13 protein-coding genes are annotated in these 15440 nt (G+C 53.0%); 8 read left to right on the top strand and 5 right to left on the bottom strand.

All coding sequences use genetic code 11. The features are described from left to right. Window positions 1-121: 121 nt before the first annotated feature. Window positions 122-241: a PH domain-containing protein gene (locus tag VNQ80_RS20975; protein WP_414693007.1), complete on the bottom strand. Its 120-nt coding sequence runs from the start codon at window positions 239-241 to the stop codon at window positions 122-124. A gap of 250 nt (window positions 242-491) precedes the next feature. On the opposite strand from VNQ80_RS20975, the gene VNQ80_RS17305 reads away from it, so the two are divergent. Next, window positions 492-1028 carry a YceI family protein gene (locus VNQ80_RS17305; RefSeq protein ID WP_325640977.1) on the top strand — a complete coding sequence of 179 codons (537 nt, stop codon included), beginning with the start codon at window positions 492-494 and terminating at the stop codon, window positions 1026-1028. A 127-nt stretch (window positions 1029-1155) separates the two neighbouring features. On the opposite strand, the gene VNQ80_RS17300 is transcribed toward VNQ80_RS17305, so the two are convergent. From VNQ80_RS17300 to VNQ80_RS17285, 4 genes are read right to left on the bottom strand one after another with little or no spacing between them, the layout of a single operon-like run. Continuing rightward, entirely contained in the window at window positions 1156-1719 is a 564-nt protein-coding gene (locus VNQ80_RS17300) for a hypothetical protein (RefSeq protein WP_325640975.1), read from the bottom strand. After that, a complete protein-coding gene (locus tag VNQ80_RS17295) occupies window positions 1716-2279 on the bottom strand; it encodes a hypothetical protein (RefSeq protein WP_325640973.1) in 564 nt (187 codons plus the stop codon). Before VNQ80_RS17295 ends, VNQ80_RS17300 begins: the two co-directional genes overlap by 4 nt. Window positions 2280-2318: 39 nt before the next feature. Continuing rightward, window positions 2319-3572 carry an RNA polymerase sigma factor gene (locus VNQ80_RS17290; RefSeq protein WP_325640971.1) on the bottom strand — a complete coding sequence of 418 codons (1254 nt, stop codon included), beginning with the start codon at window positions 3570-3572 and terminating at the stop codon, window positions 2319-2321. 6 nt (window positions 3573-3578) lie between these two features. Continuing rightward, window positions 3579-3923 carry a YciI family protein gene (locus tag VNQ80_RS17285; RefSeq protein ID WP_188506337.1) on the bottom strand — a complete coding sequence of 115 codons (345 nt, stop codon included), beginning with the start codon at window positions 3921-3923 and terminating at the stop codon, window positions 3579-3581. Window positions 3924-4343: 420 nt separating this feature from the next. On the opposite strand from VNQ80_RS17285, the gene VNQ80_RS17280 reads away from it, so the two are divergent. From VNQ80_RS17280 to VNQ80_RS17250, 7 genes are all read left to right on the top strand, one after another. Then, window positions 4344-4934, top strand: a complete 591-nt coding sequence (locus VNQ80_RS17280; protein WP_325640967.1) for an RNA polymerase sigma-70 factor — start codon at window positions 4344-4346, stop codon at window positions 4932-4934. A 68-nt stretch (window positions 4935-5002) separates the two neighbouring features. Further along, complete coding sequence (locus tag VNQ80_RS17275) at window positions 5003-6172, top strand: FecR family protein (protein ID WP_325640965.1); 1170 nt, start codon at window positions 5003-5005, stop codon at window positions 6170-6172. A gap of 221 nt (window positions 6173-6393) precedes the next feature. Continuing rightward, window positions 6394-9645, top strand: coding sequence for a TonB-dependent receptor (locus tag VNQ80_RS17270; RefSeq protein ID WP_325640963.1), 3252 nt, complete (start codon window positions 6394-6396; stop codon window positions 9643-9645). A 5-nt stretch (window positions 9646-9650) separates the two neighbouring features. Continuing rightward, window positions 9651-11357, top strand: coding sequence for a RagB/SusD family nutrient uptake outer membrane protein (locus VNQ80_RS17265; RefSeq protein ID WP_325640961.1), 1707 nt, complete (start codon window positions 9651-9653; stop codon window positions 11355-11357). Window positions 11358-11390: 33 nt separating this feature from the next. Continuing rightward, window positions 11391-12386 carry a BT_3987 domain-containing protein gene (locus VNQ80_RS17260; protein ID WP_325640959.1) on the top strand — a complete coding sequence of 332 codons (996 nt, stop codon included), beginning with the start codon at window positions 11391-11393 and terminating at the stop codon, window positions 12384-12386. A gap of 12 nt (window positions 12387-12398) precedes the next feature. Then, entirely contained in the window at window positions 12399-13481 is a 1083-nt protein-coding gene (locus tag VNQ80_RS17255; protein ID WP_325640957.1) for a hypothetical protein, read from the top strand. Beyond that, window positions 13478-15319, top strand: a complete 1842-nt coding sequence (locus tag VNQ80_RS17250) for a right-handed parallel beta-helix repeat-containing protein (RefSeq protein WP_325640955.1) — start codon at window positions 13478-13480, stop codon at window positions 15317-15319. The genes VNQ80_RS17255 and VNQ80_RS17250 overlap by 4 nt, the downstream gene beginning before the upstream one ends. Window positions 15320-15440: the final 121 nt, after the last annotated feature.

Genomic DNA, 15440 nt, shown 5'->3' with positions numbered 1-15440 from the left:
TAATGTTCCTTTCTGTCAAATGCATTTACACAAATTTACAAAATGTTTTAATAAACCTCAACTCTCCGCCAAATTCGAGGCAATCTAAAATACCACCCCGATAAAGAAGGGGGTAATCAATTTACACCGCCTCGATTTCCGGATTCAATTTTGTCAATTCCGCAATAAACCCTGCTTTATCCTCCGGCGATATGACAACGCTGTCAAACCTGTTGTAAAAAATTTCGAGCCGATCGCTAATTCGTTAACGTCATGTGGCGCCTTTTTTTTATGCGTAGAAATACGACGATCGATACGATTAAAAACGCGATAAGTAAACAGCTGATGAAAAGACGGAGAAGATAAAGCATCCCGCGCCTACCGCAGCCCCGGGGCAATGTGACTGCCCCGGGGCTGTAATGTTTAGCAAGGCGCCGAATAATTGCCGGTTGGTTGCAGGGCCTATATCGGTAATTTAGCTAAGTTTGTAATCACAAAATAACGCCAACACGATGAAAAAGAAGATCCTTTATTCCGGCATGGTCTGCTTATTGCTGCTTTCGGCATTTACGTCGGCCTATTTTGTTGGGTGGCAGGTAAAAGAAGGCGACTATGCGGTTAAGTTCAGCACCAAGGGAGCTTCGGGTACATTGAAAGGTCTGAAAGGTACCATCGAGTTCAATCGCTTAGACCTGGCAAATTCCAAATTCGATGTCACCGTGGATGTGAACACGATAAGCACTGGCCTCGGCCTCAAAAACCGGCATGCCAAGGCGGCGGACTTCCTGGATGCGGAGAAATATCCCACCATCCGCTTCGCCTCCCATACGGTTACGCCTACGGAAAATGGTTTTGTGGCCAACGGAAACCTGACCATCAAGGACGTTACCCGGGAGATTGCCATCCCATTTACATTTGACGGATCGGGCGATGAAGGGGTATTCCGCGGCAGGTTCGAATTGAAGAGAACCGACTACCACCTCGAGAAAAAGCGGATTGGCGAAGTCATCGCGGTAGAATTGGTGGTGCCTGTTAGTAAGCAACCATAGCTGCTGTGGCGCCGTGGTGCATGCAGCGGATAGTGGCGGAAGCAGTTTAGCGGAACTGCATCAGAAACTCCCAGAGCTCGCTTCAAAACGTTTCAAGAGAAATCGCTGAATGAAACGTCTTAACTTATCATTGTGTTATCTGCGGCAGCAACAGCTTCGGTTTGCCCAACGAGTCTACCGATAGCTCGACGACGACCTGGCCTTTCCGATCCATGATGAAAAGACCCGCGGTGCCGTTTTCGTTTTGCAACGAGATGCGATGGGTGCCTGCGCCAGGTGTTTCGCCCTTATCGTTGATTTGGATGGCTGCACGGTGGGAGCCGCTGCCTTTATCTTCATGTACAAGCATGCCGATGGCATCGGCATTGGAATAGTCCAACACAAATGCGTTTAACGAAGTGGAATCTCGTGTTGAAAACGCCATACCACCCACTTCATTGCCATCTTCATTGAAGAAAACCATCCCGCTGGGCGATACCGCACGTTTGTGGGTCTTGCCATCGATGATGGGGTCCGGAAATAGGTCAGCATTGGAGAGGCTTAAAAGCGGGATTTGGTCTTTGCTGACAATGTCTAGCCGCTCGGTTACCGTGGTATTATCCGTGTAAACGTGGGTATACACCAGATAAGCAGTCAATAGGACATTCCAAATCAATAGTGCATAAAGTGAAGGGTTGCTTTTCGTCTTCATGGTTGTGTAAAAATGATGTGCTGTATCTTTACCTGTAATGTAAGCTGCCAAAGGTAACGAATAAACGGCTGTACCTGCACCATATGGACCCTGCTTCGGATCGATGATATTGTAACGTGGCCAGATCGAGGAAATAAAATTCCGGTATACACCAGGGTATCGCCCAGGGCTTCGATGAATCGATCTTCCGGATCGCTATTCTCCCAGATAAGTTCCCTGCTTTCGATGTCAATGACGGCCCCGTTACCGCCAATGACATACCGGTTTTTATGCCAAGATGAACTGCCCAAGTGGAAGGAGATATAGGGAGGCCCCGGCGGATTTTCAAAAATCGTATCCTTAGACGTGAATAGGCCGTCTTTGAATGTGTAGGCCGTCAGGTATTGGTGCCCCGAGTCGTTTTCTCTGTTTTCAACGACAAGCAGCTTTTGTGTTTTCTGCGCCGATGCGGTAAAGCACGACATGGACAGTATAAGGGACAATATAGGTCTCAACATGGCGTGTGGTTGGTCATAACGGTGTGCCTTCGCCCATAAAGGTAGGGATTTTTTTTCCCCCATGAAATCGTCATTTTTTGGAGGCCCTTTGCCCTTATTTGGTCACAAAATGGTCGCTTCCATCCGCTTTCGGATAAGCTGGCTATCCAGCGGATTCTGGGCGAGGTGTAGGGCCTCTTCATAAGCTGCACGGGCCTGCGCGGCATGCCCGGCACGCTGGTAAACATGCCCTTTCGTGGCGGCAAGGAGAAATGCGGCGCCGGGGCTTCCGTCGACGGTAAAGGTGGCCAGTTCAGTGATGACTGGCAGTGGCCCCTGGGCATAACTTTGGGCGATGAGCCGGTTTAGCCGGATAAGCGTGGAGGCGGGTTCGATGTTTTCCAATAACTGGTATAGGTCATGGATGGTTTTCCAATCGGTCGCCGCGAAATGGGGTGCGGCGCAGTGGAGCGACGCGATCAGCGCTTCCAGGTAATACCGGCCTGCGTAGCCGCTCCGCTTTGCCTGGTCGAGGTAATGGAATCCTTCGGCGATCAATGCCGTGTTCCAAAGCGACCGGTCCTGTTCTTCCAACGGTATCCAATCGCCGTAGGCTGCCAGGCGGGCGGGAAAGCGGGCAACACCGAAGAACATCAACGCGAGTAAGGCATCCACTTCGGCTTCGGGAGTCGCCACGGGACGAACCAGCTTCGCTAGGCGCAGGGCTTCATAGCACAGGTCGAAGTCGATGCCTTTGCTGTTGCGGGTGGCTTTATACCCTTCGTTGAATAGGAGGTAAAGGATGGTGCAAACGGTGGGCAATTGCTGGGCTGCGGCGGCAAGCGAATATTGGCCCAACTTGGGCGACTTCTGCCGGAGGAGGGCCTTGCAGCGCTGCAAGGCCTTCTTTACCGCCTCTTGGTTTAGCTGAAGGGCATTGGCCAGCTCGGGTACCCCAAAGCCGCAAAGGATGTGTAAGGTGATGAGGATGCGGTCACGCTCGCTCAGCACCGGATGGCAGCAGGCCACGAGCAGTTGGATCTGGCCGTCTGTAGGCGCTTCGTCTGCCAGCACCGGGTCCGGATCGGTCGTGGATAGGGCAAGCAATGGAGCTTCCGCTTCGGTGGCATGACTGTGCCGCGCCTGGCGCTTCAGGGCATTGATGAGCTTGTTGCGGGCGACCTGCGAAAGCCATGCACGCGGATGGTCGGGTGGGCCGTGGTAACGCCAGTTTGTCACGGCCGTCTCGAACGTGTCCTGCACGGCATCGAGAATGGTGTCCAAGTGCGTCATGCCATACACCCGGGCAAGGGATGCTACCATCCTGCCCGAGTGTTCACGGAAAAAGTGCGCCGCAAGTTGTCCGCTAGTGTCCATGGTTGATCAATCTTCCATGGGCATGATTTCGCGGACTTCCACCGCGCGGTCCCAATCCAGATCGGGGTTTCCCTTGGCAATCTCGATGGCTTCTTCCAGCGATTCGGCCAGCAGGATGTAATAACCGCTGACGCATTCCTTGCCTTCCAAGAAAGGGCCGTCGGATACAATCCGCTGCTTGCCTCGGATGTGGGCACCTCCGGCTTCCAACGGCTGCGCTTCCTTGAATTGGCCCTTTTCCCGGAGCGTTTCTACCCATCGGTAGTGCTTCTCGATACAGGCCTGCATTTCTTCCGCCGATAGTTCGCCGTAATTGGCGTCTTCGCGGATCAACATCAAAAACTCTTTCATTGCTGCTGAATTTTTTGTTTTTAAATTTTGTTTATACCCGAGACAACCGGCATCTGCTTTTGGGGACAATTATTTTCAATCTTCCCGGCAAGGTACGTGATTTTAGCTATTTGGAGAATAATTCCTTCAACTGGAAGGGTGCTGTCGCCGCGGGACCAGCAGCGGGCGGCAAAACATAGTCGTGATATTAGGTGATAAACCTGATAATGGTATTATTTACTGAATTAATAATTTCGTGATATAAACGACATTAAACCAATAGGAAACAAGCAATCAGTTTATGAAAAAGTTAAGGATATGTATAGCCACTCCCGCCCACGAATGCCAGCGAATTCAAGTTTTCTGACGCAATCGAACTTAGGTTAACCGGAAATTGGCTAGCTTTGCGTAAACCAACGAAAACTGAGTAGGTGCAAAGAAATGGATTATGCCAAGCAGCTCGATATCGTCCTCCTGGAGCAGATTCGTGATGGAAACGAACAGGCATTTGCTGCGTTGTACGATCGCTATGCTGGCCGGTTGTATGGAAACCTGATTAAACTGGTGAAGGATCGTGATGTGGCGCAAGAGCTCCTTCAGGATGTTTTTTTTAAAATCTGGGAAAAGCGGAAATCAATCCACGTCGAATCGTCGTTTGCAGCCTATCTTTTTACCATTACCAAACACATGGCACTTAATTTTTCAAGACGTGTGGTATTGGATGCGAAAGTGGTTTCATCACTGGCTGCTGAGGCGCCCGACGGGTATTCGCACATTGAGGAGGGGATGATTGCCAAAGAACTGGAACGGCTATATGATAATGCGGTGAACGCACTTCCTCCCAAGCGACGGATGGTTTATATACGATGCAAACACGAAGGCAAAACCTACGAACAGGTGAGCCGCGAACTGGGGATTTCCACATCCACCATAAACGACCACATGGTTAAGGCTTTGCGCTTTATCGAACAGCGCTTACGATATGATGGGGTGGTCGGTTTGATGCTGATCGCCGGATTGCCCTATTTTTAATTTTTTTTCTCACCGAGCAGATGTTGGCCCAGGGTTAGGTGTCTTATCTTTAAAAGACAGGAGAACCTTTGGCACAAGAACGAGCATTAGCACGCCTTTTCAGGAAGTATCTAACCCATGAGTTGACCGCGGATGAGCTTACCGAGCTTCGTGTGCTCCTAGAAGACGAGTCCAATAGGATGCGCTGGGACGAGCTGGCGCACGAGTCGCTGGTTGAACCGGTTTCGGACGATTTTTTGGAAGATCCGGCTGTTAAGCAAGAGCTTGCCCGGTCTTTTTCAACAATCCGAAGGCGCATGGCCCGGCCGAAGCTTCGGCGGATGCTTTTTCCGGCGGCTGCGGCGATGCTGGCACTGGCCATTGGCCTATGGTGGTTTGCCGGTGGACCCAACCAACCGTCTGCCCCGGCCTTGGCATCCGAATTTGGAAGCGATGCGCTGCCTGGGAGAAATAAGGCCTACCTCATGTTGCCCAATGGCGAGCGCATAACGTTGAGCGGCAAGCAGGGCGGTATCGTGGTCAACAAAGGGGTGCGTTACGAAAACGGGAGCGTGGTTGTGCGCGAAACCGATGAGACTTTGCCTACAACTGCGGATACCTTGGTGTTGTCGACGCCAGCGGGCGGACAGTATGCAGTGACGTTTTCCGATGGTTCGCGCGTGTGGCTCAACGCCGGATCGACATTGAAATATCCCATGCGTTTTGGGGATGAGCGGCGAAGCGTCGTCTTGGTGGGTGAAGGCTATTTTGAGGTTGAACCGGATGCCGTACCGTTTTCGGTACATACGGCAGGGCAAACGGTAACCGTATTGGGCACCGCGTTCAATATCTATGGGTACCCGGAAGAAGGGCAGGTGGAGACCACGCTGGTGAATGGGTCTGTAACGGTCAGCAATCATCACTCCAGCTCAGCGCATCGGCTAAGACCTGGCCAACAGAGCATTGTCAACGCAAAGCAGACGGCTATCAACGATGTAGCAGTAACGGATTTTACCGCTTGGAGGCAGGGGATGTTCATCTTTAATGATACCGAGCTGACCAAGGCCATCAAGCAGTTGGGCCGGTGGTATGATGTGGATGTGGTTTACGAGGGAGCGCCACCCAATACCTCTTTTTTTGGAGAGATTGGTAGGGATAAATCATTGTCGCAGGTGCTGAGCCTACTCAAGCGCAGCGGGGTTAATTTCCGCATCGAGGAAGCAGTAAACGACCGGAAAGTACTGACGGTCATTCCATAACCAATTTAATAACTATTTAATGACGACGATTATGATATAACGGATATTTACCTGATTCGGTGCTCTGAATGTACCGAAAAAAACCGGATGGTGTTGGCGCACCACCCGGCAATGCTTGGCGTAAACAGTCTTATTTTTTTACCAAACGTTACAAACATATGAATTATTCTTTATGTGTTAAGGGCATGTGTTGGCCCTTAACCACAAGATGGCTACTCGTTATGAAACTTGCCTTACTTTTAACCTGTGTATTTACCGTGCATGTGTATGCCGCTTCTTATGCCCAGTTGCTTACCATCCGGGCGAAGGAAAAGCCCCTGGCTGAAGTGATGAAGCAGGTGAAGCAGCAGTCTGGCGTTACCTACTTCTTGAACGGCCGTGACATTGCCTTACAAAAAGTCACGGTAAACGTAACAAATAAACCGATTGCTGAAGCAATGGATAGCATGCTTGCTGGATTGCCACTGGTGTGGACCCTTGACGATGGCGTGGTCGTTGTGGCCGCCGCGCCACCCGTTGCCGAACGGCAGCAGGAACGGCGGGCAACCGGCACCGTCGTTGATGATCAGCGCCTTCCGCTTTCGGGCGTGACTGTGTCAGTAGCCGGAACGCCGACCGTGGCCACGACAACCGATGAGGACGGCCAGTTTCAGCTGGCACTGCCCGACGGCGCGGACTCGCTGGCTTTTTCGCTCATCGGTTATTATACCGAAACGTGGGCAGTGCCTGCTACGGGAGCGATGCAGGTGACGATGCGAGCGGCCGTGAGCGACTTGGATGAGGTGGTGGTTGTGGGGATGAACTTTAGGCAAGCCAAACGATCGGTAACCGGGGCTATGGCCACCATCCAGACCAAAGAGCTTCGGCAGAGCCCCGTTGCAAACCTCAACAACGCGTTGGCCGGCCGGCTGCCGGGTTTGATCAGCGTGCAGTCGTCCGGGCAACCGGGCGACGATGCAGCATCGCTCTACATTAGGGGTATTGCTACCTATGGCTCGAATACGGCACCGTTGATCGTGATCGATGGGTTACCGCGGGGCCAAGGCAGTTTCAGCCAAATCGATCCCAACGAAGTGGAATCGGTTTCCATCCTGAAAGATGCTTCATCTTCGGCATTATACGGTATCCAAGGTGCCAACGGCGTAATTGTGGTGACCACCAAACGGGGTCGCGATGGCCAGAAACCGGTCATCGATTTTACCACGCAGCAAGCACTGCAACAGGTTGTTCGACTACCCAAGCCGATTAGTACCTACCAGAGTGCATTGTATTTTAATGAATACGATACGAATAACAATTCCGAGCCTCGATTCAGCGAGGAGGCATTGGAAATCGTACGGTCGGGTTCGGATCTGTTCCTATACCCGGAAGTCAATTGGTTTGACGAGATACTGGAGAAAAATGCATGGCAGGGGCAGTATAACCTCAATATTTCAGGGAGTACCAACCGCGTGCGGTATTTCGTGTCAGGCAGCCATATTTCGCAGGGCGCCTTGTTGAAGCACGATGATCTGTTTTATGAAAACTATGGGAAAAAGAACGGTTTCTCGCGCTATAACTTCCGCTCGAACATCGATATCCAGGCCACGAAAGGACTGCAGTTGCAGGTGGACCTCGCCGGGCGCCTCGAACGGCGCCTCGGCCCGTCTTCGGGTTTCCAGGAAGTGTTTAGCCTACTTAACAATATGCCACCCTTTGCGCTGCCGATCTTTAACCCCGACGGGACACTAGGAGCGGCCAGCAATGTCGAAATCCCATTCTGGCGCAACCCTTACGGGCTGGTTACGCAAAGTGGTTACTATGAGAACTCAACCAACGTGATGTATGGAACGATTTCGGCCCAGCATAGCCTGGATTTCCTGCTGGATGGTTTGTCTGCCCAAGGGTTTTTCAGTTTCGAAAACAACAACTTCAACCGAACATTGCGGAACCAGGAATTTGATTCGTATTGGTACCGCGGGTTGGATATGGATGGATTGCCCATGTACCAACAGACGCGGATCGCGACCACGCTGGCGACATCGGGGAACAACGACATCGAACGGTCCAATTATCTCGACTTCAGGTTGCAGTACGAACAAGGGTGGGATCGCCATCAATTCGCGGCGCAAGTGTTGGGAAATCGGACCCTGCGGATCTATAACCACGAGCTTCCCTACGCCTACCAAGGCGTGAGTGCCCGTACCACGTACAGCTACGATGCGAAATATTTCCTCGAAGCGAACCTTTCTTACAACGGCTCCGAAAACTTCCCGAAGGGTGAACGTTATGGCTTTTTTCCCGCGGTATCCGTTGGATGGGTGGCTAGCGATGAGGCCTTCCTGAAAGAGACGCCCGGGCTGAATTTCCTAAAAATAAGGGGCTCGTACGGCTTGGTGGGGAACGATAAAATCGGCGGCCAGCGGTGGTTGTACCTCAGTGATTTTGCGGCAGGCGGTGGCTATGGGCTGGGATTGAGCCCAACGTGGAGGCCCGGGTATAACGAATCTCGCGTGGGCAATCCGTTCGTAACGTGGGAGCAGGCCCGCAAGGCGAATGTAGGCTTTGAGCTTTCGGTGTTGAAACAAGACATGCTGCAATTGACGTTTGATGTCTTCCATGAGCGGCGTTCGAATATCTTGACAACCCCGGGCACTGTACCTGACTACCTGGGCATATCAACGCTGGCACCGTTGAATGCCGGCGAGGTGGTGAATAAAGGAATAGACGGCGAGCTGCGGTTCAACAAACGTTGGTCTGACTTCGGATTATTCGGTACCCTGCAATTTACCTATGCCCGCAACCGAGTCGTGGAAAACGACCAGCCTAATCCGGCATTCCCCTACCAAGACCTGCGGGGCTATGAAATCGGCTACACGCTGGGGTACCGATCTATCGGCTATTTCATTTCGCAAGACGATATCGATAACAGCGCCCGGCAACAGTTTGACAATAAGTTGATACCCGGCGACATCAAATACCTGGATGTGAACAGCGATGGCGTGATCGACGCATTTGACCGCGTACCCATCCTGGTACAAAACGTACCGCGTTACATGGGCGGCATATCGTTGGGCGGGTCTTATAAATCCATTGATTTCTCGTTATTGCTGAACGGTGCAGGAGGCGGCACCGCCCGCTATGTGCCGAAGCCGCTGGATCAGATCATCTTGCAACGGTGGACGCAAGAAAATCAGGAAAACGCTAAAGTGCCGGTGGCGAAAAACTCATCAAACAACACGTTGATGTCAGACTTTTATAATTTCCAGACCGACTATCTCAAACTGCGTAATGCCGAAATTGGGTATGCGTTGCATAGCGAATGGCTTAAACATAGGGGAATCAGCGCGATGCGCGTGTTTGTTAACGGCCAGAACCTCGCGATCTGGGATCGGCTATGGGTCAAAGACCGCGATCCGGAGGTAAGTGGTACCGATAATTTGCCGTACCCCATCCAGCGGATTTTCAATTTTGGGTTAAACATTAGGTTATAACGAAGATGAAGACAATATATCAATACCTATCCGGCGTATCGGTGCTATGCGTGCTGCTGTTTGCCGGATGTGAACAGGACTATTTGGAGCGGTCGCCCAGCGACATCATAGACGAGGAAAAAGTGTTCTCCAATCTGAATAATGCCGAAGCCTTCTTAAACAATGCGTACCGGGAAGTGCCTCAACTGGTATATCGCACCACGAATAGCGGATCGAGTTATTTCAACTTGGGCTCGGCAACCGACGAATCTGCCCAGATGTGGGGGCATGCGCTGTCGACGATGGATTTCAATAACGGGAACTGGAACTCCGTATCTTTTCCGTTATTCTGGGCGTGGCCGGCGTATTACCAGTCGATCCGGCGGATCAACATCTTCTTGAAAAACTACGACCGGATTCCGGAAGAAGTCTCGGGGCAGTCGGCCAGCGTGCGTAAACAACGACTGCTGGGGGAAGCGTATGCATTACGGGCATACTATTATTTCTTGCTGTATACGATGTGGGGTGAGGTACCGGTATTGACCGACCCGTTGTTGCCGGGAGGTAGTGAAAACGTGTACCTGCCACGTAAGCCCCTACCTGAGCTCGTGGACCAGATCGACGCCGATTTGCGCGCCACGGAAGGCCTCTTGCCGCCAAGCCATCCCGACTCGGACTTCGGACGCATAACTTCGGTTGCCGTAGAGGCGATCCGGGCGCGTTTGCTGTTGTATTTTGCGAGCCCGCTTTCCAATCCGGCGGGCGATGCGACCCGCTGGGAACGGGCCGAAGACGCGGCATGGGAAGCCATCCAGGATGCCGAGGCGAACGGATATGCCCTCTCGCTGACCGACAATGGTGGAAGAAAGGCGTATGAGCGCATTTTTTTGGAAATGCGCAACCCCGAAACGCTCTGGTCTAGTTTTGGCCCCTTTGAAGGTAATGGCAGCTATTGGGATTTTTGGGCCAGCTCACTGGGCCAGGGGGGATGGTACGGCGAAGGACCCCTCCAGGACTTTGTGGATGCCTATGAAACCAAAGCCGGCGAATTGCCCGTGCTGGGGTACGCATCCGATGGAACGCAGACTATCAATCCGGCTTCAGGCTACGATCCGCAGCGCCCGTTTGAAAACCGCGACGACCGGTTCTACCAAACGGTGCTCTACCATGGCGCAATGTGGAAGGGGCGCCCGGTGAATGTGGCACCCGGTGGAATGGACTATTCGACCGACAAGCCCCGGGTGAACTACTTTTGGCGGAAATATACCCTGGAAGACCATAACCTCTATACCGGAACGGGCATGGCGGAGCGCCGGTTCGTTTTGTTCCGCCTCTCCGAGCTGTACCTGAACTACGCGGAGGCCCGCAATGAGCGGCTGGGTGCACCCGATGACGCCGTTTACGATGCCGTGAATGTATTGCGCAGACGGGCAGGTTTGCCCAATCTGCCGGCCGGGCTGAGTAAGGAAAGCATGCGCGACCGGATCCGGCATGAGCGCAAGATTGAACTGGCCATGGAAAACCACCGTTTTTTTGATGTAAGACGGTGGCAGATCGCGGAAGTGGTGGATAACCATGCCGTACGTCGCATCAACGTATCGGCCGCCGGTGACATCACCTACCCGGTATGGGGCAACCGTGTATTTGATCGGACCAAGCACTATTTATTCCCCATTCCGCAGCTGGAGGTCGAAAAAAGCGGCGGCGTGCTGATACAGAATCCGGGTTGGTAGTCTTTTGATTTACGTAATGAGAAGGATAACAAGATGAAAGATATCACAAAATGGGCCATCATGCTAATGGCCTGCGTTGCACAGGTAATGACCGCGTGCGATAAACAAGTAACCATTGAAGACAGGGACAGCTACCAAATGCTCTATATCCCACAGGCGGCAAGGGGTACGCTCGCCGTTGGTTTCACGACGGGCGACACGGAACCCGATACGGTGGCCTTCGGGGCGGCAGTAGGCGGATTCGACGTGCCCGCCAGTACTATAACGGTACGCTTCGAAGTGGCCGAAGAGGCAGTAGCGGCCTATAACGCTGCAAACCGGACTGACTACCCGCTATTGCCATCGGAAGCATTGGCGCTCCTGGACACAGAACTGGACATTCCCGCCGGGAAGGTCAATTCGGCAGTGGGCAAGTTGGTGATCGACCCGCAGCACCTCGAAAACGATGCGGCCTATCTGCTGCCCATCCGGATAGCTGACGTGTCCGGGCAGGTTGGCCGGTATGCCGAAGATATCCATACGTTGTATGTCGTGGTGACGGTGGCCCCCGCGCCGCCGGTGTACCACGAAGACCTCGATCGCTCGGGCTGGGAAGTGGCGTCGTACTCCTCCCACGATCCGTGGGAAGGAGGGGCCGAAGGGCACGCCAATTCGGTGCTCGACGGCAATTTCTATACCTTTTGGGTGAGCAAATGGATGGGTGGCGAACTGCCATTGCCCCATCACATCGTCATTGACATGAAAGCATCGCAGACATTGCACGGCGTTTCGTTTATGAACCGAACGTTCTGGGACGAGTATACGAACGGGCAGCCCCGGGACGTGACGGTGGAAGTATCGGCGGACGGGACAAGCTGGGAACCGGCCAAAACGTTTACCGATATTCCGAATCCCGACGGAGTGGCGGCAGGCAACTGGATACGTTTGGCATTCGATGCACCGGTGGATGCCCGTTATTTCAAATTTATCGTTACGGGGATACACGGGGTAGGATCAGTAACGTCGGTAGCCGAGCTTGGCGCCTTTTAGCACGGAGGGGATATGAATAGATACGTTCTGCTCCTGCTGGCGTTAGGCCTTTTCTCGTGCGGAAAGCCGACGGAGAGCCCTGCTGTTGACCATGAAAAGGAATTGCGGGTGGGCTGGCAGGTGAGCCAGCCCGCTGCCCAGCCGTACACGCTCGACCAGCTGCCGGGTATTGCTCGTTACCAAGGGGATTTGTACATGCTCGGTAATGCGGGCACACCCTGGAACAACGCTGATGACGATCGGTGGAACGGGTGGGCACTGTATAAGGGCAGTGGCCTGGGCGACCTCTCGGAGTTGCCCCAACCCCGGATGGCTGCTAACTTTCCATACCTACGGACCGAGGGCAACGAATGGTGCTACTATTGGCTGATGGGATTGTGGGTGGATGAGGCTACCGGTATTTTTTACTCGATTGCTTATAGCGAATACAACTACATGAACGGATGGGATTCGGAAGCTAAAGAGCGCCGGCTGGGATTGGCTGTATCGCATGACCAAGGAAGCACCTGGACCTACGAGGGCGATGTCGTGACGCAGGATAAGTCATCGCCACCACCCGCCAATAGCCAATATTACGGTGTGGGCGACATCAGCTTTTTCGTGCCGGGCGACGGTTATGCATACATCTATTACAAACGGGGATACTATTCGTTGACTACGCTCAACCGCACCCAACAGGATATCTCGGTGGCCCGTTGTGCGCTGAACGACCGGTTGGCACCCGGAAAGTGGAAAAAATTCTACGCGGGCAGATGGGATCAACCGGGTATAGGGGGCAAGGAGACCATCGTCATCCCTTACGTAAATATAGCGAATGTGGTCTACAATACCTATCTCGACCGCTTCGTTTGCATCGGCAACGCGCCATCAGGGCGTTCATTCATCAGTTTTGCTACTGATATGGAACGGCAGAACTGGACCGAACGGGATTTCACCTTTCCTGATATCACATCATTTTACAATTGGCAGGTAGATAGCGAGGATGGCAATGCCCATCGGACGGGAAAACAAGTTGAACTGTATACCGCGGGAATCGATGCGGCAAGTGGCCAGCGCACAGGTCTCCGGTATACCATAACCTTTACAAAAGAATGAAAAGCTTGGGTATTTTTTGCTTGATTACCGCTGGCCTGATGTTCGGCTTGGGGAAGACCGCGGTGGCTTCGGAAATGGCACCGGTCGTAATTCGCGTAGCGGATAGCGGCCTGATGCCCAATACACGATTGAATGTGGAACCCTTGATCCGTAAATGGTTACGGACGCACCGCGACCACCCCGTCCATTTGGTCTTCCCGGCGGGGCGTTATGACTTTTGGCCCCACCACCGCGATGAAGCTTTGTTTGCCCCCTCGGTAGCATTCGATCTGACCGGAATGAAAAACGTGACGGTAACGGGTGCGGGCACCGCCTTTGTCTTCCACGGCCGGATGATGCCGTTCCGGATCGACCACGCAACCGATATCCGGCTGGAGGGGTTCAGTATCGACTGGGATCGGCCCTTCATCTCGCAGGGACAGATCGTATCGATTGCAGACGACTACGTGGATATGTCGATCGATAGCCGGGCCTATCCGTATGAGATCGTAGGCGACTCGATTTTTTTCCTGGGGGAAGGCTGGCGGAGTCCGATCACCAAAAATTACAACAACCTTTACGACAAAGATAGGAAGGAAATCGTTTACCAAACGCGGGATAACCCGTTGGGCGATCTCCCCGGCGCCTCCGTGAGCAAGTTGGATGGCGATTTGGTGCGGTTCCATTTCAGGCCAAAGGTTAAACCCGAAGTGGGTACCTTTGTAGCACTTTACCATGGCGCTTATATTACCGATGGTATCCTGGTAATCAATAGTGAGCGTGTTGAGATAGCCGATGTAACCATCTATCACACATTGAGTTGTGGGGTGAGCGGTTATCGGAGCACCGACATCTTCCTTAAAAACGTGCAAATCATAGCCAATGAAGCGAAAGGAAGGGTGTTCAGTGTGATTGCTGATGCCACGCATTTTAACGGCTGCAAAGGGACGATAGCGATGGACGGCGTGACCATGACCGGTGCCGGCGATGACTTTACCAATGTGCACGGGATGTATGCACCCGTCGATTCGGTGACCGACGATCGGTCGGTCATGGTGAAACCGAACGCACGCTACATTGGTTTTGACGAGGGGGAAATAGCATGGGTAATCGACACGTTAACCATGCAGCCAAAGGATTCGATACGGGTGGTCGGACAGGAAACCGTGTGGCATGCCGGAAAGGTGGTGGGGTACCGGGTAACCTTCGACCGACCCCACCGGGGCGCGGTATCGGCAGGCGACCTACTCGAAAACGCCGATCGTAACCCTGATGTCTTCATCCGTAATTGCCGGGTGCTGAAGCGGCACCGGGCGCGTGGGATACTGGTGACCACGGCTGGAAAAGTGGTGATCGAGCATAATTACTTCAATACCGCCGGTGCAGCCATTCTTATTGAGGGCGACACCGACCTTTGGTACGAAGCGGGCGGGGTACGCGACGTGCTGATCTCCAATAACGTATTCGAAAACTGCTATACGTCTGGAAACAACATCATCGACAGCCCGTGGGGGTGGGGAGAAGGCGTCATCACAATAACGCCGTCTATCCGGCCGGATCGGTCGGATTTCCCGGCCTTTCACCGGAACATCCGGATCATGGAAAATACTTTCAGGCACTACGACCACGCCATCTTGTATGCACGATCGGTTTCGGGGTTGGTATTTGCAAAGAACCGCCTGTTACGGACGTTTGACTATGAGCCGTTTTACCGCCCGGTCGGTATTTATCTGGATGGTTGCGACGCGGTTACATTGGCGGACAACGACGCAGACGATGACTTTTTGGGGAAGTCCATCCATTTTGAACACATGCGTAAGCGGGAAATCACCCAGCGAGGGCAGCGGGTGTTTAAGTGACGCATTGTTGCCTCCTCCAGCGGTATTGCTTGCCCTTGGAAGTATGAAATCTGCCGCGGACCCGTCTTGTTTTAAACGAGACGGGTTTTTTTGTGCGCTACGCATACCCTCATGCAATAAG

The organism is Parapedobacter sp. (assembly GCF_035556095.1).
Lineage (GTDB): Bacteria > Bacteroidota > Bacteroidia > Sphingobacteriales > Sphingobacteriaceae > Parapedobacter.
Note: the sequence above shows the minus strand (reverse complement) of the source record. Positions and strands in the feature narration are given on the sequence as shown.

What these genes read in the sequence shown, in the direction of transcription:
- VNQ80_RS17305 (WP_325640977.1), top strand. Translation starts at nt 492, where the DNA reads ATGAAAAAGAAGATCCTTTATTCCGGCATGGTCTGCTTATTGCTGCTT.
- VNQ80_RS17300 (WP_325640975.1), bottom strand. Translation starts at nt 1,719, where the DNA reads ATGAAGACGAAAAGCAACCCTTCACTTTATGCACTATTGATTTGGAAT.
- VNQ80_RS17295 (WP_325640973.1), bottom strand. Translation starts at nt 2,279, where the DNA reads ATGGGGGAAAAAAAATCCCTACCTTTATGGGCGAAGGCACACCGTTAT.
- VNQ80_RS17290 (WP_325640971.1), bottom strand. Translation starts at nt 3,572, where the DNA reads ATGGACACTAGCGGACAACTTGCGGCGCACTTTTTCCGTGAACACTCG.
- VNQ80_RS17285 (WP_188506337.1), bottom strand. Translation starts at nt 3,923, where the DNA reads ATGAAAGAGTTTTTGATGTTGATCCGCGAAGACGCCAATTACGGCGAA.
- VNQ80_RS17280 (WP_325640967.1), top strand. Translation starts at nt 4,344, where the DNA reads ATGGATTATGCCAAGCAGCTCGATATCGTCCTCCTGGAGCAGATTCGT.
- VNQ80_RS17270 (WP_325640963.1), top strand. Translation starts at nt 6,394, where the DNA reads ATGAAACTTGCCTTACTTTTAACCTGTGTATTTACCGTGCATGTGTAT.
- VNQ80_RS17265 (WP_325640961.1), top strand. Translation starts at nt 9,651, where the DNA reads ATGAAGACAATATATCAATACCTATCCGGCGTATCGGTGCTATGCGTG.
- VNQ80_RS17260 (WP_325640959.1), top strand. Translation starts at nt 11,391, where the DNA reads ATGAAAGATATCACAAAATGGGCCATCATGCTAATGGCCTGCGTTGCA.
- VNQ80_RS17255 (WP_325640957.1), top strand. Translation starts at nt 12,399, where the DNA reads ATGAATAGATACGTTCTGCTCCTGCTGGCGTTAGGCCTTTTCTCGTGC.
- VNQ80_RS17250 (WP_325640955.1), top strand. Translation starts at nt 13,478, where the DNA reads ATGAAAAGCTTGGGTATTTTTTGCTTGATTACCGCTGGCCTGATGTTC.